This window comes from Dolosicoccus paucivorans (genome assembly GCF_900100125.1).
Lineage (GTDB): Bacteria > Bacillota > Bacilli > Lactobacillales > Aerococcaceae > Dolosicoccus > Dolosicoccus paucivorans.
On sequence record NZ_FNEL01000002.1, the window covers coordinates 34,179 to 52,630 of the forward strand.

General features: G+C 38.1%; 22 protein-coding genes. 21 read left to right on the forward strand and 1 reads right to left on the reverse strand.

All coding sequences use genetic code 11. The annotated features are described in order from the left end of the window. Nucleotides 1-10: 10 nt before the first annotated feature. Nucleotides 11-913, forward strand: coding sequence for an RluA family pseudouridine synthase (locus BLR79_RS00610; RefSeq protein WP_092083840.1), 903 nt, complete (start codon nt 11-13; stop codon nt 911-913). A gap of 1 nt (nt 914) precedes the next feature. Beyond that, a complete protein-coding gene (mgtE, locus tag BLR79_RS00615; RefSeq protein WP_092083841.1) occupies nt 915-2,276 on the forward strand; it encodes a magnesium transporter in 1,362 nt (453 codons plus the stop codon). A gap of 1 nt (nt 2,277) precedes the next feature. Here mgtE and BLR79_RS00620 read toward each other — a convergent pair whose 3' ends face one another. After that, nucleotides 2,278-2,709: a GNAT family N-acetyltransferase gene (locus BLR79_RS00620; RefSeq protein WP_159427550.1), complete on the reverse strand. Its 432-nt coding sequence runs from the start codon at nt 2,707-2,709 to the stop codon at nt 2,278-2,280. 159 nt (nt 2,710-2,868) lie between these two features. Between BLR79_RS00620 and BLR79_RS00625 the strand changes: the two genes are divergently transcribed. The 19 genes from BLR79_RS00625 (at nt 2,869) to BLR79_RS00715 (ending at nt 18,442) form a co-directional block, all read left to right on the forward strand. Further along, complete coding sequence (locus BLR79_RS00625; RefSeq protein ID WP_092083844.1) at nt 2,869-3,540, forward strand: DivIVA domain-containing protein; 672 nt, start codon at nt 2,869-2,871, stop codon at nt 3,538-3,540. Nucleotides 3,541-3,601: 61 nt separating this feature from the next. Beyond that, nucleotides 3,602-5,176: a peptide chain release factor 3 gene (locus tag BLR79_RS00630; protein ID WP_092083845.1), complete on the forward strand. Its 1,575-nt coding sequence runs from the start codon at nt 3,602-3,604 to the stop codon at nt 5,174-5,176. Nucleotides 5,177-5,343: 167 nt separating this feature from the next. Next, nucleotides 5,344-5,610 (forward strand): phosphocarrier protein HPr, encoded by a 267-nt coding sequence (locus tag BLR79_RS00635; protein WP_092083846.1) that lies wholly within the window; start codon nt 5,344-5,346, stop codon nt 5,608-5,610. A gap of 1 nt (nt 5,611) precedes the next feature. Continuing rightward, entirely contained in the window at nt 5,612-7,351 is a 1,740-nt protein-coding gene (ptsP, locus tag BLR79_RS00640; protein WP_092083847.1) for a phosphoenolpyruvate--protein phosphotransferase, read from the forward strand. A gap of 86 nt (nt 7,352-7,437) precedes the next feature. After that, nucleotides 7,438-7,662, forward strand: a complete 225-nt coding sequence (locus BLR79_RS00645; RefSeq protein ID WP_092083848.1) for a DUF1797 family protein — start codon at nt 7,438-7,440, stop codon at nt 7,660-7,662. Between the two features lie 69 nt (nt 7,663-7,731). Beyond that, nucleotides 7,732-8,259: a YqeG family HAD IIIA-type phosphatase gene (locus tag BLR79_RS00650; RefSeq protein WP_092083850.1), complete on the forward strand. Its 528-nt coding sequence runs from the start codon at nt 7,732-7,734 to the stop codon at nt 8,257-8,259. Further along, complete coding sequence (gene yqeH / locus BLR79_RS00655; protein WP_234970751.1) at nt 8,249-9,367, forward strand: ribosome biogenesis GTPase YqeH; 1,119 nt, start codon at nt 8,249-8,251, stop codon at nt 9,365-9,367. The genes BLR79_RS00650 and yqeH overlap by 11 nt, the downstream gene beginning before the upstream one ends. Before the next feature lie 19 nt (nt 9,368-9,386). Beyond that, nucleotides 9,387-9,704, forward strand: a complete 318-nt coding sequence (gene yhbY / locus BLR79_RS00660) for a ribosome assembly RNA-binding protein YhbY (RefSeq protein WP_092083851.1) — start codon at nt 9,387-9,389, stop codon at nt 9,702-9,704. 18 nt (nt 9,705-9,722) lie between these two features. Further along, nucleotides 9,723-10,385, forward strand: coding sequence for a nicotinate-nucleotide adenylyltransferase (locus tag BLR79_RS00665; protein ID WP_092083852.1), 663 nt, complete (start codon nt 9,723-9,725; stop codon nt 10,383-10,385). 18 nt (nt 10,386-10,403) lie between these two features. Beyond that, a complete protein-coding gene (yqeK, locus tag BLR79_RS00670; protein ID WP_092083854.1) occupies nt 10,404-10,985 on the forward strand; it encodes a bis(5'-nucleosyl)-tetraphosphatase (symmetrical) YqeK in 582 nt (193 codons plus the stop codon). 14 nt (nt 10,986-10,999) lie between these two features. Beyond that, on the forward strand, nt 11,000-11,368 hold the full coding sequence (gene rsfS / locus BLR79_RS00675; protein WP_092083856.1) for a ribosome silencing factor: 369 nt from the start codon (nt 11,000-11,002) through the stop codon (nt 11,366-11,368). After that, the gene (locus tag BLR79_RS00680) at nt 11,365-12,108 is read left to right on the forward strand and encodes a class I SAM-dependent DNA methyltransferase (RefSeq protein WP_092083858.1); all 744 of its coding nucleotides are present in this window, start codon (nt 11,365-11,367) and stop codon (nt 12,106-12,108) included. The genes rsfS and BLR79_RS00680 overlap by 4 nt, the downstream gene beginning before the upstream one ends. A gap of 8 nt (nt 12,109-12,116) precedes the next feature. Beyond that, nucleotides 12,117-13,277, forward strand: a complete 1,161-nt coding sequence (locus BLR79_RS00685; protein ID WP_092083859.1) for a nucleotidyltransferase — start codon at nt 12,117-12,119, stop codon at nt 13,275-13,277. An 88-nt stretch (nt 13,278-13,365) separates the two neighbouring features. Continuing rightward, nucleotides 13,366-13,911, forward strand: coding sequence for a YceD family protein (locus tag BLR79_RS00690; RefSeq protein ID WP_092083863.1), 546 nt, complete (start codon nt 13,366-13,368; stop codon nt 13,909-13,911). A gap of 38 nt (nt 13,912-13,949) precedes the next feature. Further along, a complete protein-coding gene (gene rpmF / locus BLR79_RS00695; RefSeq protein WP_092083865.1) occupies nt 13,950-14,126 on the forward strand; it encodes a 50S ribosomal protein L32 in 177 nt (58 codons plus the stop codon). A gap of 120 nt (nt 14,127-14,246) precedes the next feature. Beyond that, entirely contained in the window at nt 14,247-14,843 is a 597-nt protein-coding gene (gene clpP, locus BLR79_RS00700) for an ATP-dependent Clp endopeptidase proteolytic subunit ClpP (protein WP_092083866.1), read from the forward strand. 234 nt (nt 14,844-15,077) lie between these two features. After that, on the forward strand, nt 15,078-16,112 hold the full coding sequence (locus BLR79_RS00705; RefSeq protein ID WP_092083868.1) for a sugar-binding transcriptional regulator: 1,035 nt from the start codon (nt 15,078-15,080) through the stop codon (nt 16,110-16,112). A 35-nt stretch (nt 16,113-16,147) separates the two neighbouring features. After that, entirely contained in the window at nt 16,148-17,161 is a 1,014-nt protein-coding gene (gene gap, locus BLR79_RS00710) for a type I glyceraldehyde-3-phosphate dehydrogenase (protein ID WP_092083870.1), read from the forward strand. Between the two features lie 90 nt (nt 17,162-17,251). Then, nucleotides 17,252-18,442, forward strand: a complete 1,191-nt coding sequence (locus BLR79_RS00715; protein ID WP_092083872.1) for a phosphoglycerate kinase — start codon at nt 17,252-17,254, stop codon at nt 18,440-18,442. The last annotated feature ends 10 nt before the right edge of the window (nt 18,443-18,452 follow it).

The window sequence follows — 18,452 nt, forward strand, 5'->3', positions numbered from 1 at the left end:
GGCTTTTGAAATGAAATTTACATGGATATATGAAGAAGAGACGCCGGTCTTACTAAGAACTTACTTAAAGCATTTAACCTTACCCAATAGTTTTATTAAATGGATTAAGCGTGAGGGACGCTTTATGATTAATGACGAACCAGTAACAGTAAGGTACCAAATTCAAAAAGGTGATCAGTTAGATATTTTATGTCCTTTAGAACGAGGTCATGACACTGTGATACCTACTTTCGAACCCATTGATGTCGTTTATGAAGATGATCATCTTTTAATCGTCAACAAACCGGCAGGGATCATTTCTATTCCTTCAATTAAGGATCCTAAGTCATCGATGGCTAACCGAATTAAAGGGTATTATGTTCAACAAGATTATGATAATCAGGTGATTCATATTGTTACTCGGCTAGACCGTCAAACGAGTGGACTGATGTTAATCGCAAAACACCGCTTAGCTCACGCTTGGTTAGATCGACAAATTCTTCAAGGCACATTAGACCGAGTTTATACAGGAATTTCTTCAAGAGGAGTCTGGCCTAAAGTAGGAATGATCGATGCGCCTGTAGGTCGCGACGAAGTGTCAATTATTACTCGCCGAGTCACACCCACAGGTAAACCGGCACAGACAAGTTATCGCCTTTTACAAGAGTTGAAAGACAGTGCTTTATTGGAATTTAAATTGCATACAGGGCGAACTCACCAAATTAGAGTCCATACCCAACATATGGGAGGCCCACTTGTAGGAGATGATTTATATGGCGGTCCGGTTTTATACCCTTTAACAAGACAAGGGCTTCACTGTAGTCTTATTCGGCTTATTCATCCCTTTACACAAGAGACATTAGAAGTAACTATCCCTCTTGCTGAGGATATGGTGCAATGGATTCAACTACATCAAATTAGAAACGGAGTATAAAATGACTTTAAAAAACTTATCTCTAGAAAAACGGATTGAACATTTTTCAAAGCTTTTAGCAGAACATCGGATGGGACGGTTTAGAACAGACTTTTTAGCGCAACACGCTTTTGATCAAGTCCAAGTTTTTAAAGAGTTCAGTACTCACGAACGAAAGCACGTTTATGATTATATCTCTCCTGAAGAGATGGCGGGTCTATTTGATTCAGATCCGATGGAAGAGAGTCTTTTGAAAGTATATTTTTCTGAAATGAACGCTCAGTATGCTGCGTCAACGTTATCGTTTATGAAACCAGATAACGCCGTGCATATTTTAAATGAAATCGATGATACTCATCAAGTGAGTGCTTACTTAACGCTAATGCCTTCAAAAGTTGCTCGAGAGTTGAGTACGTTGTTAAACTATACAGATCATACGGCGGGCGCTTTAATGACAACAGATTTTGTTTCGGTTCCTGTTGAAATGACTGTAGGCGAAACCATTCAATACATTAAAAAAGAAGCGATTGAGGCGGAGACAATTTACTATGTGTACGTTGTCAATGAGGCAAACCAAATTCAAGGCGTTATTTCACTACGAGATTTAATTGTTCATTCCGATGAAGATCCGGTCTCTCAGTGGATGCGTCGTCAAGTCATTTCAGTAAACGTAAATGAAGAAGAAGAGGAAGTAGCCCGTACCGTTCAAGACTATAATTTGTTAGCTATTCCTGTTACAGGATACGATAATGAATTATTAGGTATTATTACAATTGATGATATTGTCGATGTATTAGAAGAAGTCGCGACAGCTAATTACTCCGGGCTAGCAGCCGTTGATGTTGATGAAGATCATGCAACACCTCTTCAAGCTTCAAAAGGACGTTTACCTTGGCTGATTACGTTACTGTTTCTAGGAATGGGAACGGCTACACTGATTGGAAAATATGAAACGTTAATTGAAGAAGCCACCGTTCTTTCAGCCTTTATTACGCTTATTACCGGTACGGCGGGAAATGCCGGAACCCAGTCTTTAGCCGTTGCGGTTAGAAAATTAACGAATAAAGATGAAGACGATAAACTGTTTTCTTCCTTTGGGTTTGAATTGATGACCGGCGTGTTGACTGGATTAATTGTCGGAGTGACAATTGCATTGATTGCAGGAGTTTGGAAGCAAAATATCATTCTAGGTTTAATTATTGGAACGGCTATGATGTGCGCTATTATTGTCGCTAACTTAGCCGGTGCGTTAGTGCCCAAATTAATGGACAAAATCGGCTTTGATCCGGCTGTAGCGAGCGGGCCGTTTATTTCGACTTTGAGTGATTTGACATCTGTTTTAATTTACTTTTCTATCGCATCTTTCTTTTTGGATAAGTTGTAATTTAAATCAACTGTTTCATATCAAAATGTAAAATACCCGCATCCATATGTTGGCTGCCTTCAACTACGGTATAACCTAAAGATTCATAAAAAGGAACAGCGGTATGTTGAGCCGATAGAAATAATTGAGTGACTGATTGACTTTGACCAAACTGTTTTATTTCATTCATCAGTTGACGTCCAACACCTTGACGTTGATAGTGAGATAAAACAGCAACCCGTTGAACGGTTAAGATATTTCGATCGATTTTAATCCGGGCTACACAAATCGGTTGTTCTTGATCATAGCCGACGACATGATAATAAAGATCATCTTGTCCATCGAGCTCGAGTTGTGGGTCAATGCCTTGGTCTTTAATAAAGACCGCTTTTCTTATTTCTAAGGCATGTTGATAGATAGGATGGGTCAAATCTTGGGTCCATTTAAATTGCACATAAATCGCCTCTTTCTAAAAAAGTGGCTTTATTATACCATGAGTAAAAGAAAAAGCGTCAAATGTTCAATTAGTCTATGTTTTTTAAGAAATTTTTGATAAAATAAAAGAGTACTGACATTTTATAATGTTATTTAAACATGAAAGAGGTGAATCAATATGAAACAATGGAATGAATTACCGAGTAGTTTATTTGGATATAATAAACAAGCGGTCAATCAGTTAATGAATCAACAAAATCAACAGATTGATGAGTTGACGAAACAAGTCGAAACGATGACTGAGAAGATAACGACCCTTGAAGATTCACTGTCTCATTACCAAGAAATTGAAGAGTCGCTGAAGACAAGTGTCATTGATGCTCGTATTACGGGAGATAAGATTTTAGAAGAATCCCATGACGCAGCTGAGCGTATTCGTGAACAGACGGAAGAACAGATGGAACAGTACAAAGAAGAAGTCACTCACCGTAGTGAAACCCTTGTACAACGAGGAATGGACTTACGAGTCCAATTAGAAACGATGCGCGAATCAATGTTAGCGACCTTAAAAGAGTATGAACAATTTATTAAAGGAACAACCTTTAATGAACTTTTCCCTGAAAAAGAGATGAGCGAGATGACAAAACTTGTCACTGAATTCGACACCGACACAGTCTTACAAAAGCCTCAAGGCGACCTGGCTGGGATGGGGTTATCTCCCGATAGCAGCTTAAGCGATGAGGAAAAACAAGAATTAGCTAAACTCATTCAAGAAGTCATTGCTAATGAAGCACGCTCTACGCAGGAAAATAAGAGCTCACATTTGTCTGTTGTAAACCGTCAACAGTAGTGATTGAACAACCCCTGAAGGGGTTGTTTGTTTTTTAAAAGGATTTATAAGGAGGTTGTCCATGGCTGGATTACAAGAAAAAGTGTCAAAACGTCGCACCTTTGCGATTATTTCCCACCCGGACGCGGGAAAAACAACCATCACTGAACAGTTATTGCTTTTTAGTGGAGCGATTCGTTCGGCGGGAACAGTTAAAGCGAAAGGTAAAGGAAAAGACTTTGCCACGTCGGACTGGATGGAAATTGAAAAACAAAGAGGTATTTCTATCACTAGTTCGGTGATGCAAGTCGATTACGATGGATTACAAATCAATATTTTAGATACTCCCGGACACGAGGACTTCTCAGAAGATACTTATCGTACTTTAATGGCTGTGGATGCAGCCGTTATGGTCGTTGGTACAGGTAAAGGAATTGAGCCTCAGACGAAGAAATTATTTGAAGTCGTTAGTCGTCGTGGCATTCCAATTTTTACTTTTATGAACAAATTAGACCGGGATGGAAGATCTCCTTTAGAGTTAGTGGATGAATTGGAAGAGGTTTTAGGCATTGATGCGTATCCAATGAACTGGCCTTTAGGAATGGGGAGCGGACTTTTAGGGCTATATGATTTATACAACAAACGACTTGAACTAAGAGGAGCTGACCGAGAGCATGATGAGTTTATTCCCTTAGATGAAGAAGGCGAAGCCGTTGGCGATTATGAGTTTAAATCTTCGAGTCTTTATCAGCAAGGTATTGAAGATGCGATGTTACTCCATGAAGCAGGAAATGAATTTGACTTAGATAAAATTAAAAAAGGTCGCTTAACTCCAGTATTTTTCGGATCGGCTTTAACAGGTTTCGGCGTTAAAACCTTTTTAGACGCCTTTGTTGACCTAGCTTCTGCGCCGGATAGTCATGAACTAATGAATGGCGAAATACTCGAACCAACGGATGAGCGCTTTAGTGGGTTTGTTTTTAAAATTCAAGCCAATATGAACCCAAAACACCGCGACCGTATTGCCTTTGTTAGAATTTGTTCTGGCCAATTCGATAAAGGAATGGAAGTAACTTTAGACCGAACAGGTAAAACAATGCGCTTAGCCCATACGACGCAATTTATGGCTGATTCTAGAGAAGAAGTTCAATCAGCTGTAGCAGGAGATATTATCGGGTTATTTGATACAGGAAACTTTCAAATAGGAGATTCAATTTATACAGGTAATCGCGAGATTGAATTTAAACCGTTACCTCAATTTACTCCGGAATTATTTATGAAAGTCTCTCCTAAAAACGTTATGAAACAAAAATCATTCCATAAAGGAATGGAACAATTGGTTCAAGAAGGAGCCATCCAACTTTACAAAACCTATCATTCTCAAGAGTATATTTTAGGGGCGGTAGGCCAATTACAGTTTGAAATATTCCAACACCGTTTATTAAATGAATACAATGCTGAAGTAGAAATGACACCGATGGGTCATCGTATTGCACGTTGGATTGACGAAGAGGACTTGGATACATCCATGTCTTCTAGCCGAAATTTATTAGCAACGGATCGCTATGGACAACCGGTTATCTTATTTGAGAATACTTTTGCTGAAAATTGGTTTAAAGACAAGTACCCCGACGTTACTCTTCATCAATTGATGTGATGCGGTTTTTGAGAGATTTATTAGAATATTTAAGAGTAATATAGGTTTTATCTTTTCTTTTTAGAGATAATTCGTTATAATTAAGGTGACGCTTACATAAAATGTAAGATAATAATATTATACCAATGGACAAGGAACCTTTGTCTATTGAAAGGAGAATGGATTCAATGGAGAAGAAAGATTTTAACATTATTGCAGATACAGGTATTCACGCTCGTCCTGCAACATTATTAGTACAAACAGCAAGCAAATTTGCTTCAGATATTAACTTAGAATATAAAGGTAAATCAGTTAACCTAAAATCAATCATGGGCGTTATGTCTCTAGGCGTTGGTCAAGGAGCAGACGTAACAATTACAGCTGAAGGTGACGATGCTAAAGAAGCTATCGACGCAATCACTGAAACAATGAAGAATGAAGGTTTGGCTGACTAGTATGACAAACTATTCAGGAATTGCGGCGAGTGATGGAATTGCCATTGCTCCCGCTTATTTATTAACCGAACCAGATTTAAGTTTCGAAAGTGTCACTATTTCTGATGCTCAAGCTGAAATTGATCGCCTTGACCAAGCGTTAGTTCAAGCAAAACAAGAAATTAGTAATATTCGTCAAACAGCAGCGGAATCTTTAGGTGAAGAAGAAGCTCAAGTATTTGATGCTCACTTACTTGTATTAGAAGACCCTGAATTAACAGACCAAGTAAAAGCTAAGATTGAAGAAGAGAAGATGAACGCAGAGCGTGCCTTAAAAGACGTTTCTGATATGTTCATTATGATGTTTGAGTCGATGGAAGATAACCCTTATATGCAAGAACGTGCAGCAGATATTCGCGACGTTTCAGAACGTGTTCTTGCCGCGCTATTAGGGGTGAAGCTACCAAGCCCAACAGCTATTAATAAAGAAGTGGTTGTTTTAGCTCACGACTTAACACCAAGTGACACGGCTCAACTAAACAAGCGCTACGTAAAAGCCTTTGTGACAAATATTGGTGGTAGAACGTCTCACTCTGCTATTATGGCACGTTCTTTAGAGATTCCAGCAATTGTTGGTACAGAAAATATCACTCAAGTTGTTAAAGACGGTGATATTTTAATCGTTGATGCGATGGAAGGAATCGTTATTCCTAACCCAACGCCAGAACAAATTGCTGAATACGAACAAAAAATTAAAGAATATGAAGCCTTAAAAGCAGAATGGGCTCAATTAGTGGATGCAGCAACTGAGACTAAAGATGGTCACCACGTAGAAATTGGTGCCAACATTGGTACACCAAAAGACGTTGAAGGTGCTTTATCTCACGGTGCAGAAGCGATTGGATTATACCGTACTGAGTTCTTATATATGGATTCAGCGGATTTCCCAACAGAAGATGAACAATATGACGCTTATAAGACAGTGTTAGAATCTATGGGAGATCGTCCGGTGGTTGTCCGTACGATGGATATCGGTGGGGATAAGGAATTACCATATTTAGAACTTCCAGAAGAAATGAACCCATTCTTAGGTTACCGCGCAATCCGTATCTCTCTTGATCAAAAAGATATGTTCCGTACACAGTTACGTGCTTTACTACGTGCGTCTGTTCACGGTAACTTAAAGATCATGTTCCCAATGATCGCAACGTTAGAAGAATTTAGAGAAGCTAAAGGATTCTTTGAAGAAGTTAAAGCAGAACTTCAAGGCGAAGGTCAAGAAGTATCTGACTCAATTGAAGTAGGAATTATGATCGAAATTCCAGCGGCTGCTGTTTTAGCTCATCAGTTTGCTAAAGAAGTTGACTTCTTCAGTATTGGAACAAACGACTTAATCCAATACACAATGGCTGCAGACCGTATGAACGAACGCGTATCATACTTATACCAACCATATAACCCATCTATTTTAACATTAATCAAGCATGTTATTGATTCTTCTCATAAAGAAGGTAAATGGACAGGTATGTGTGGGGAAATGGCTGGAGATCAAACAGCTGTTCCGTTATTACTTGGTATGGGCTTAGACGAGTTCTCAATGAGCGCAACAAGTGTTCTAAAAACTCGTAGCTTAATTAAGAAATTAACACTAGCAGATATGCAAGCTCTAGCAGACAAAGCGATTAACGAGTGTACAACTTCTCAAGAAGTTGAAGCACTAGTTCAAGAAGCGGTTGAAAAAGCTAACCAAGCTAACGCATAATAATACAACAAAGGAATACTCTTAGATCGTTTGAATCTAAGAGTATTTTTGTCATTTGAATTAAAATACAGTAGGAGGGGCTTTTTTTGGAGACGTCAGTTTTAATTTCGTTAGTTAAACGGTTAATGATGATGAAAAAAAGCAATCAAGAAGAAGTGCGTCATTTTGAAATGGATGGAGTAGAGCGCGCGCAAGTTACTTATAATCCTCAAACAGAGCTGTATACGTTGTCCGATCATTTAACTGGACGTCAATATTTATTCGATAATGTTGATCTAGTAGCGATCGACTTATATGAACTACTAGGGTGAAACTGAGCTTTTGTTTAAGATATGGTATAATAGAAGGAACGAATTCACAAGAAATGGACGGTAAATGCATTGAAAACACTCTTTACTCCGACGTGGATAATAAATTCCATTTATCATATTAAACCCCAAGATTTATTAGACCGCGGTTTTCGCGCGGCAATCATCGACTTAGATAATACACTGCTTGCTTGGGATCATTTAGATCACACACCGCAGATGAAAGAATGGATTGAATCGTTATTAAAAGAAGGCATCAAAGTTCACCTTTTGTCTAATAATACGGATGAGCGCGTAAAGCGAGTCGCTGATCCTTTGAAATTGACTTACACTCCCAATGCACTAAAACCTATGCGACGTAATTTTAGAATTGCCATGGAGCAATTAAATGAACCTGCGGAGCGAATTGTTGTAATAGGCGATCAAATTATGACGGATGTCTTAGGGGCAGGAAGAGTAGGCATGAAAAGTATTTTAGTTAAACCGATTGCTCATAATGATATCATTTATTCTTGGCTCAATCGCCGATTAGAAAGCGTCGTTTTACGATCATTAAATATTGACAAACAATCAGATTGGGGAGATACACTTGACGACTAGACAAATTGATTACCAATGTATAGGGTGCGGAGCGACTATCCAAACGACAAATCCTAATGAACCCGGCTATTTACCTAATAGCGCACTACAAAAAGGGTTAGAAAAGGGCGAGTTTTATTGCCAGCGTTGTTTTAAATTAAGACATTACAATGAAATTCAAGATCTAGATATTTCAGATGATGTCTTTTTAACGAAATTAAGTCAAATCTCAAATGATCGCGGTCTAATTATTAATGTCGTCGACTTATTTGACGTGGAAGGTAGTATGATTCAAGGATTAAATCGCCTCATTGGCGAACAACCTTTCGTAGTCTATGCTAATAAATTCGATCTTTTACCAAAAGTAACTAAGAAAAATCGCGTGCGTCATTGGATAGAGCATACTTTTTATCAAAATGGCTTACGTCCATCAGACGTTTTATTAGGATCAGCAACGAAGAAAACACCCGCTAAAGAGTTGATTGATTTAATCGAAGCACACATTCAAACTAAAAATATCTATATTGTCGGTGTGACGAATGTAGGGAAATCAACTTTAATTAATCAGCTGATTCATTATTACGGTGGCGAAAGAGAAATTATTACCACTTCAAACGTACCAGGAACAACATTAGATTTAATTCATATTCCTTTAAATGAAAAATATGGAATTATTGACACACCTGGTATTATCCACCGTCATCAAATAGCTCATTATTTAACGCGTGAAGAAATGAAACAAGTACTCCCGACAAAACCTCTTAAGCCTAAGACATTCCAATTAAATCAAGGTCAAACGATTTTTATTAACGGATTGGCTCGAGTCGATTTTGTTAAAGGAGACCCAAGTTCCTTTACATTCTATGTCTCAAACGGGGCATACTTACACCGAACAAAATTAGAAAAAGCCGATGAGTTTTATCAAAACCACCTAGGAGAACTTTTGTCTCCGCCAAATCTGGAACATAAAGACTCATTCCCACCTTTAATTAGCCAATCGATTACACTTCATCCAAATCAAGACATTGCGATTTCAGGATTAGGTTGGTTTACAGTTAACAAAAAGGTTCAAATTACTTTATGGACGCCTAAAGGAGTCTCCTTTGCGATTCGTGAGTCAATTATTTAAATTTAGAAAGGATGATTAAATGTACGAATTATCAAAACCTCAATTAAAATGGTTAAGAAAAGAATCTCACCAACACAAACCTATTTTTCAAATGGGTAAAAATGGACTAACGGAAGCTTTTTATGAACAAGTCGATGAAGCATTAGAAAAGCGCGAGTTGGTTAAGATTTCTCTACTTCAAAACACCAGTGAAGAATTAGAAGAAACAGCAAACCGCTTAAGCCAAGCGCTTGAAGCAAACATTGTTCAAACGATTGGTAGTACAATTGTATTATACCGTCGTTCTCATAATAAAAAGAACCGCAAAATTAGTGAAGAAGTCCGTCGCGCACGTTAATTTAGAAAAGAGGTTGCGATGAAAGCATCTACTAAAACCCAAAAGGTTGCTTCGATTTATGAACAATGGGAAGAAACGTTTACCCAAACAGCTCTGGAACCTAAACAAGCAGGACGGCAACGAATCGGTATTTTAGGTGGAACCTTTAATCCGCCTCATTTAGGTCATCTAATTATGGCCGAACAAGCGGGCTATCAACTTGAGTTGGATGAAGTATGGTTTATGCCAACTGCTGCTCCGCCCCATGCTCAAGGTAAGACCACAATTGATAGTAAGCATCGGGTGGCAATGACACGTCTAGCAATTCAAGACAATGAGCGCTTTAAAATTCAAACTTATGAAGTAGATCGGGGCGGGAAAAATTATACCGTTAAAACAATGCGTCATTTTGTGTCACTGTATCCTGATGTCGATTTTTATTTTATTATTGGCGGCGACAGTGCCAATGATTTACCTACTTGGTATAAAGCGGATGAAATAGCTCAACTCGTTCATTTAGTCGGTGTTAATCGTCCTGGATCAAAGCCGTATACTCATCACTATCCGATTTTGTGGATTGATTCGCCTTTAATTGACATTAGTTCTAGCCAAATTCGCTGGATGGTCTTTTTAGAACAAAGCATACGCTACCAAGTCCCACGAGCTGTAGAAGAGTATATTAAAGAACATCAACTTTATTGAAATGAAGTGAATGATAGAATGAACTACGCAAAAACTTTAATTAATGTATCACGTCAACAATTATTAAGTGATTTAAAAACAAAAGTATCGCCTAAGCGTTTCGAACATATTTTAGGCGTTGAAGAGACGGCATTAAAATTAGCTGAAAAATATCAAATTGATAGTCAAAAAGCCAGCATCGCTGCATTACTTCACGACTACGCTAAGGAAATGGATCGCGAGGTGATGTTGCAGTTGGCCTTAAAATTTTGGAATCATCCATTATTTGAAACGGCTGATACTACCATTTTACATGGTTTTGCTGCAGCGACGATAGCCAAAGAACAGTTTGGCATTGAAGATGAAGATGTTTTAGAAGCGGTCGCTTATCATACAGCGGGAGCTAAACAGATGAATCCTGTCGCTAAAGTATTATATGTAGCAGATTACATTGAACCCAGTCGTTCATTCCCTGGTGTTGATAAAGCACGTAGTATTGCCTTCGAAGACTTAGACGAAGCAGTCTTATACAAAATGAAACAAACATTAACCTATTTAATTTCAAAAGAATATACAATTTTTCCTGATACAATTGAAGTATATAATGAATGGATTAAATAACGAAAGGAGATTCTATGAATCAATTAACTCCCTTAAAAACACTAGAAGTTGCTGTTAAGGCAATTGAAGATCGAAAAGGACAACAAACTCTTGCCCTTGATGTAAGAAATATGACTCCGTTAACGGATTATTTTGTTATTACTCAAGCGACAAACGAACGTCAATTAGACGCTATTGTCGATAACGTTGTAAAAGAAGCTGAAAAAGAAGGTATTGAAGTTAAACATGTAGAAGGAAAACAAAGTGGCAGCTGGATTTTAGTCGATTTAGTTGACGTTGTGGTTCATATTTTCCACTACAGCCAACGAGGCCATTATAATTTAGAACGCTTGTGGCAAGATGCTCCATTGGTAGATATTTCTGAGTGGGTCGTTGAAGAATGAGTTTTTCAAAAATAGCCCGAGTTTATGATCAATTTAATGATTTATCAGCCTATGAGCATTGGTTAGATTTTACCCTTCACTCCGCGAGTAAAGCGCCCCAAAAGTTACTCGATGTTGCTTGTGGGACCGGGTGGTTTACTCAAATTATTGCGCCATTTGTTGATGGGGTGACCCTCGGGGTTGATATTGATGTCGCAATGCTTGAAATGGCTCGAGAAGAAAGTCATTATGAAGGAGCGCCGCTTTTTGAACAAGGAGATATGCTCGATTTATCTTCCTTTGATACAGATTATGATATCGTAACGTGTTACGCGGATTCTCTTTGTTTTTTAAAGGATGAAAACGAAGTAGCGCAAGCAATTGAACAAATGTATCAGCGTTTAAATGATCAAGGCGTTCTTTTATTTGATGTGTGGACCCCTTATCAATTAAATGAAGGATTCGAAAATTTTAGTTACGCAGATACAAATGAAGAAGCGGCTATTTTATGGGACAGTTATCCTTTAGGAAATAATGAAGTAGAACATTATTTAACGACGTTTGAAGCCCAAGAAGATGGCCGTTATATACGTCAAGATAGTGTTTTAGTAGAGCGAACCTATCCTCTATCTATTTTTGAAGACGCGCTTAAAAATGCAGGATTTAGCTCTTTTGAAGTTAGTGTAGAGTACGGCGAAGAGATATATGACCCCAAACATCATACTAGAGCCACCCGTTGGTTTTTTAGATGCTATAAGTAGGTGAGCGGATGAAAGCGATTGGCATTATTGCTGAATATAATCCGTTTCACCACGGCCACGCCTATCAAATAGAGCAAGTGAAACAACGCTATCAGCCCGATGTGCTGATTGTCGTGATGAGTGGAAACGTGGTGCAACGAGGCGAGTTTGCGATGATAGATAAATGGCAACGTGCTCAGTTAGCTTTAGAACATGGCGCCGACTTAGTCGTTGAACTTCCTTTATTAGCAAGTCTTCAATCAGCCGATTATTTCGCAAAAGAAAGCGTTCGTTTGTTATCGCGACTTAAATGTCAACAAGTGGTATTCGGTACAGAAACGGCTAGAACAGAAGAGTTGTATCAATTCCACCATTGGGTCACTGATCATCGCCAGGCGATTGATCAAGAAATAAAAAAGCATTTAAATAAAGGTCACAGCTATGCGTATTCATACCAACAAGCGTTGGATGGGCTGCAAGCACCTTTAACGTTTGATGCGTCGTCTAGTAATCATATATTAAGTTTGCAGTATATTCGTTGGAATGATCATTTTGGTGAAAAGATGAAGTTATTGGCTCTTCCAAGAATATATACACGAAAAGACTATCCTATTTTAAGTGGAAGTCAAATACGAAAAAAGTGGTTTAAAGGCACGTTAACTAAAGAACAAGTCCCTTTAAAAACTTGGCAAACATTAAATGAAACGTCCGCTGTGTCTTGGGAAGATTACTGGCCTTTATTGCAATATCGTTTAATGAGTGATTCCTATCACTCTTTAGAACAAATAGTCGGTATGAAAGAGGGAATTGAGCGACGTTTTAAAGAATACGCTTTTTTAGAAACGTTTGAACAATTTATTGAGCAAATGACGTCTAAGAGATGGTCAGCTTCCTCTCTTCAGCGTCTTTGTATGGCGGTGCTACTTAATATTGATAGCCAAACATGGCAACAAGAAAAAAAGCAACAAAGCCAACGTTCAGTGACTCGGATTTTAGGTTTTAACCAACGAGGACGCCTTTACTTAAACGGACTCAAAAAAGAACCTTGTCTTCAGTTGTTTACTAATTTAACTAAAGAATTAGAGCCAAGGTATCAACTATCATTGCAAGCAGATCGAATTTATCAATTGAATTCTAACACGAAAATAGATGAACAAATTATCGCTCGGTATGGAATTTACAAGAAATAAGATCTTGTCACAGTTAAATGTGCAGATAACGTTGACTTCATATCAATAATATCTTATAATTTAACATGTCGTTTTAGAGGTGATTAATATGCGATGGACGATTGAAGAAATTAGAAATCACGGCGATTTATTGTATTTTGATCAACAATTACAAATCAAAAAACAAGTAATGGATCGTGATTCATCTATTATTGATGTATCTCCTGTTCATGTAAAAGGATACGTTCTTTCAGTCGGGTATGATATTGTACTTCATGCTGAAGTGGAAGCAGAAGTAGTTGTTCCATCAACTCGAACGTTAGATCCTGTAACGTTACAGTTACACTATCCTATTAAAGAACGTTACGTCACTCATGATCCGATGGAACCTTTATCAGATTACGAAGAAACGCTTATTTTACTTGAGCATGATTATATCGACCTCGAACCGGCTGTAATTGATTCTATTTTGTTAAATATTCCAATTAAAGTAATTGGAACAACAAAGACGGAACAAACTTTGCCTAAAGGTGAAGATTGGCAAGTCTTAACAGAAGAAGAGTTTATTCAGCAACGAGAAGAGGAAAGAAAAAATACCATTGACCCTCGTTTAGCTGGCTTACAAGCCTTATTAAAGGATAAAGAAGAGGAATAACCTTTTCGATTTTGATTACATTTAGGAGGTGTAACCAAATGGCAGTTCCAAAAAGAAGAACATCTAAAGCTAAGAAAAGAATGCGTCGTACGCACTTTAAATTAGAAGTCCCAGGAATGAACACATGTCCACAGTGTGGGGAATTAAAATTAAGCCACCGTGTATGTCCAAGTTGTGGATATTACGATGGTAAACAAGTTGCAGAAGCAAAATAATAAATCATTGACCAAGATGAGTTCATCTTGGTTTTTTTATTAGAGTCAATTACTTTCATTGACCTTTATTGACCAATTGGGTATAATAAAAGATGAAATAGACAAAAAGGAGGACATTCTATGAATTTAGTTCCTACAGTAATCGAGCAATCAGCTCGTGGCGAAAGAGCCTATGATATTTATTCAAGACTTTTAAAAGATCGTATCATTATGTTGAGTGGTCCCGTTAATGACCACATGGCTAATTCTGTTATCGCTCAATTATTATTTTTAGATGCCCAGGACCCAGAAAAAGATATCTACTTATACATTAACTCTCCTGGAGGAAGTGTAACTTCTGGATTAGCTATTTACGACACGATGAACTTTATCAATGCAGACGTTCAAACGATCGTTATCGGAATGGCAGCATCTATGGCATCGATTTTCCTAGCAGCGGGAACAAAGGGTAAGCGCTACGCCTTACCGAACGCTGAAGTGATGATCCACCAACCTTTAGGCGGAGCTCAAGGACAAGCGACAGAAATTGAAATTGCTGCTCGCCATATTTTAAAAACGCGTGACCGTTTAAATCATATTTTAAGCGAAGCGACAGGTCAGCCCATTGAAGTGATTGAAAAGGACACAGATCGTGATAACTTCATGGACGCTAAAGAGGCAAAAGAATATGGTTTAATTGATCATATTATGGAAAGCGCTAAAAGTTTAAAAAAATAATATTAACCAAACTCTTTAAGAAAGATATTCTTGAAGAGTTTTTATTTTACCTTCAATTTCTGGGGCATTAATGGTCCAACTGAAACCGATTAAACTATTTTAGTCGTTTTCCTTGCGTCTAATAAATATTATTGCTATTATAATAGATGTGGAAAGGGTTTGGTGTTAAGAATTCATCTGAAGTGATGAATTTCTCTGGGACACTAAACGACCATCCCGTAGAGGAGGAACAACATGTATCATGCTTTGTCAATTATCCAAGCTGTTGTTCCAGATATTAGCGCAACTTTCGCTCAACGCATCTTAGTTCTTCAAACATTAAAAGAGTTTGCAAGACCCGTTGGTCGAAGAACACTGGCTAAGGCCGTGGATTTGTCGGAACGTCAGTTGCGAACCATCATTGATATTATGCGTGAGAATCAATTAGTAAACGTTAGCAACTTAGGCATTGAGTTGTCGGATGAAGGTGAACGGTTACTTTTGCAAATTGATTTTCACTGGGACGAAGCAAGAAGATTGACTGATAAAGAAGAGCAGTTGAAGCAAGTCTTAGGCGTCGAACGATGCGATATTGTTCATGGCGATGCCGATTTAGACAAAGCTGTTTATAGCTATTTAAGTCAAAGAATTCAACAGATACTTCAACAACAGCTTCCAATGAATGAAGCAGTGGTTGCAGTTACTGGTGGAACCACTCTTGCGCAAGTCGGACAAGGATTCGATGATACATTATCAAAAGATCGCCAAATTACTTTTGTTCCCGCTCGTGGAGGCGTTGGTGGGTCATACAGAATCCAATCAAATAGTGTGGCTGGATTAATGGCACAACAAACGAATGGTCAGTATATTCCTTTATTCCTTCCAGAAAAGCTAGAAGAATATACGGCAGATTTGTTGCTTAAAGATCCAAATATTCAGTCAATTATTGACCAAAGTAAAAATGCGGATTGTCTGATCCTAAGTGTAGGCGCAGCAGATGTGATGGCGAAACGTCGTTTAATGACAAAAGCGCAATATCAATACTTGAAAGACAACAATGCTGTAGGAGAAGCTTTTGGTATCTTTTATAACCAACAAGGCGAAAAAGTCATGCGGCTTCCCCGTTATGGTATGGTTTTAGATGATTTAGAACATATACCTTTATTATTAACGGTAGTAGCCGGCTCTTCAAAAGCACATGCGGTAGAATCGTATTTTAAATTAGCGCCAAAACATAGTTGGCTCATTTGCGACGAAGGAGTCGCTAATCGAATTCTACAAACCCATTAATGAGTTATTAAAATCCTTAAGGAGGAATATTAATTATGACAGTAAAAGTAGGTATTAACGGATTTGGACGTATCGGTCGTTTAGCTTTACGTCGTATTCAAGACGTTGAAGGTATCGAAATCGTTGCAATTAACGATTTAACTGATGCAAAAATGCTTGCTCACCTATTAAAATATGATACGACTCAAGGTCGTTTCGACGGTGACGTAGAAGTTCATGAAGGTTCATTCAACGTAAACGGTAAAGAAATTGCAGTTTACAGCGAACCAAACCCAGAAAATATTCCATGGGGCGAACACGATGTAGATATCGTTCTTGAAGCAACAGGATTCTTTACTTCTAAAGAAAAAGCTGAAAAACACTTAAAAGGTGGAGCTAAAAAAGTTGTTATCACTGCTCCAGGTGGAAACGATGTTCCAACAGTTGTTTACAACGTAAACCACGACATCTTAACAGGTGACGAAACAGTTATCTCAGGTGCTTCATGTACAACAAACTGTTTAGCACCAATGGCTAAAGTTCTTAACGACGAATTTGGTATCGTTGAAGGTTTAATGTCTACAATTCACGCTTACACAGGTGACCAAATGACATTAGACGGACCACATAGCAAAGGTGATATGCGTCGTGCACGTGCTGCAGCTGAAAATATTGTACCTAACACAACAGGTGCTGCTAAAGCAATCGGTTTAGTTATTCCAGAATTAAACGGTAAATTAGACGGATCTGCACAACGTGTACCAGTTGCAACAGGTTCATTAACAGAGTTATATACTGTTTTAGAAAAACCTGCAACAGTTGAAGAAATCAACGCAGCAATGGAAAAAGCAGCAAACGAATCATACGGTTACAACGTTGACCCAATCGTATCTTCAGATATCGTAGGTATGACTTATGGTTCACTATTTGACTCTACTTTAACAACTGTTTTAGATATCGATGGTAAACAATTAGTTAAAACAGTTTCATGGTATGACAACGAAATGTCATATACTGCACAATTAATCCGTACTTTAGAGTACTTTGCAAAATTAGGCGAAAATAAATAATATAGCGTTTTATTAAACAAAAGCGTCTATCCAATAGCGAGGGGGCATACGCTTCCTCGCTTTTTGTATAAAAAGTAGGAGGTCGAACAAATGGCTAAAAAAACATTAAAAGACATTAACGTTCAAGATAAAACAGTTTTAGTTCGCGTGGACTTTAACGTTCCGATGAAAGACGGCGTTATTACAAACGATAACCGTATTGTAGCAGCATTAGACACCATTAAGTATTTAATTGATCAAGATGCACGTGTCGTTTTATTCTCACACTTAGGTAAGATTAAAACTGAAGAAGATAAAGCTAAAAACTCTTTAGAGCCTGTAGCAAAACGTTTAGGTGAGTTATTAGGTAAAGACGTAGCGTTTTCAAAACAAACGCGTGGCGAAGAATTAGAAGCTGCTGTTAAAGCATTAAATGCTGGTGATGTACTATTAGTTGAAAACACACGTTTTGAAGACTTAGACGGTAAAAAAGAATCTGGAAATGACCCAGAATTAGGTAAATATTGGGCTTCTCTTGGTGACGTATTCGTTAACGATGCGTTCGGTACAGCTCACCGTGCTCACGCTTCAAACGTTGGTATTGCTTCTAACTTAGATTCAGCTGTTGGCTTTTTAATCGAGAAAGAATTGAAATTCTTAGGTGACGCCGTTGATAACCCACAGAGTCCATTCGTTGCGATCTTAGGTGGAGCTAAAGTATCTGATAAGATTAAAGCTATCGAAAACTTATTAACTAAAGCTGACCGTGTGCTTATCGGTGGTGGTATGGCATATACATTCTTTAAAGCTAAAGGATACGAAGTAGGTCAATCATTATTAGAAGAAGACCGCGTTGAATTAGCAAAAGAAATTATGGAAAAAGCAGGCGATAAATTAGTTTTACCTGTAGACATTACCATTGCAGATGACTTTTCAAACGACGCAAACACTAAAATGGTTAAAGCAGATGAAATTCCGTCTGATTGGGAAGGTTTAGACTCAGGTGAGGAAACTTCTAAGTTATACGGAGACATCATTAAAGAAGCTAAAACTGTTGTTTGGAACGGTCCAATGGGTGTATTCGAAATGCCAACCTTTGCTAAAGGAACTGAAGCGATTGCTGAAGCAATTGCACAAAACGACGATGCGATTTCAATCGTTGGTGGTGGAGATTCAGCAGCTGCCGTTGTTGAGTTAGGATACGAAGATAAGTTTTCACATATCTCAACCGGTGGTGGAGCTTCATTAGCTTACTTAGAAGGAAGCCCATTACCAGGAATTGAAGCAATTCAAGACAAATAAGAAGGAGTTT

Bases quoted from the DNA above. Each gene is read 5' to 3' on its own strand.
- BLR79_RS00610 (WP_092083840.1), top strand. From the start codon at position 11: ATGAAATTTACATGGATATATGAAGAAGAGACGCCGGTCTTACTAAGA.
- mgtE (WP_092083841.1), top strand. From the start codon at position 915: ATGACTTTAAAAAACTTATCTCTAGAAAAACGGATTGAACATTTTTCA.
- BLR79_RS00625 (WP_092083844.1), top strand. From the start codon at position 2,869: ATGAAACAATGGAATGAATTACCGAGTAGTTTATTTGGATATAATAAA.
- BLR79_RS00630 (WP_092083845.1), top strand. From the start codon at position 3,602: ATGGCTGGATTACAAGAAAAAGTGTCAAAACGTCGCACCTTTGCGATT.
- BLR79_RS00635 (WP_092083846.1), top strand. From the start codon at position 5,344: ATGGAGAAGAAAGATTTTAACATTATTGCAGATACAGGTATTCACGCT.
- ptsP (WP_092083847.1), top strand. From the start codon at position 5,612: ATGACAAACTATTCAGGAATTGCGGCGAGTGATGGAATTGCCATTGCT.
- yhbY (WP_092083851.1), top strand. From the start codon at position 9,387: ATGTACGAATTATCAAAACCTCAATTAAAATGGTTAAGAAAAGAATCT.
- BLR79_RS00665 (WP_092083852.1), top strand. From the start codon at position 9,723: ATGAAAGCATCTACTAAAACCCAAAAGGTTGCTTCGATTTATGAACAA.
- yqeK (WP_092083854.1), top strand. From the start codon at position 10,404: ATGAACTACGCAAAAACTTTAATTAATGTATCACGTCAACAATTATTA.
- rsfS (WP_092083856.1), top strand. From the start codon at position 11,000: ATGAATCAATTAACTCCCTTAAAAACACTAGAAGTTGCTGTTAAGGCA.
- BLR79_RS00680 (WP_092083858.1), top strand. From the start codon at position 11,365: ATGAGTTTTTCAAAAATAGCCCGAGTTTATGATCAATTTAATGATTTA.
- BLR79_RS00685 (WP_092083859.1), top strand. From the start codon at position 12,117: ATGAAAGCGATTGGCATTATTGCTGAATATAATCCGTTTCACCACGGC.
- BLR79_RS00690 (WP_092083863.1), top strand. From the start codon at position 13,366: ATGCGATGGACGATTGAAGAAATTAGAAATCACGGCGATTTATTGTAT.
- rpmF (WP_092083865.1), top strand. From the start codon at position 13,950: ATGGCAGTTCCAAAAAGAAGAACATCTAAAGCTAAGAAAAGAATGCGT.
- clpP (WP_092083866.1), top strand. From the start codon at position 14,247: ATGAATTTAGTTCCTACAGTAATCGAGCAATCAGCTCGTGGCGAAAGA.
- BLR79_RS00705 (WP_092083868.1), top strand. From the start codon at position 15,078: ATGTATCATGCTTTGTCAATTATCCAAGCTGTTGTTCCAGATATTAGC.
- gap (WP_092083870.1), top strand. From the start codon at position 16,148: ATGACAGTAAAAGTAGGTATTAACGGATTTGGACGTATCGGTCGTTTA.
- BLR79_RS00715 (WP_092083872.1), top strand. From the start codon at position 17,252: ATGGCTAAAAAAACATTAAAAGACATTAACGTTCAAGATAAAACAGTT.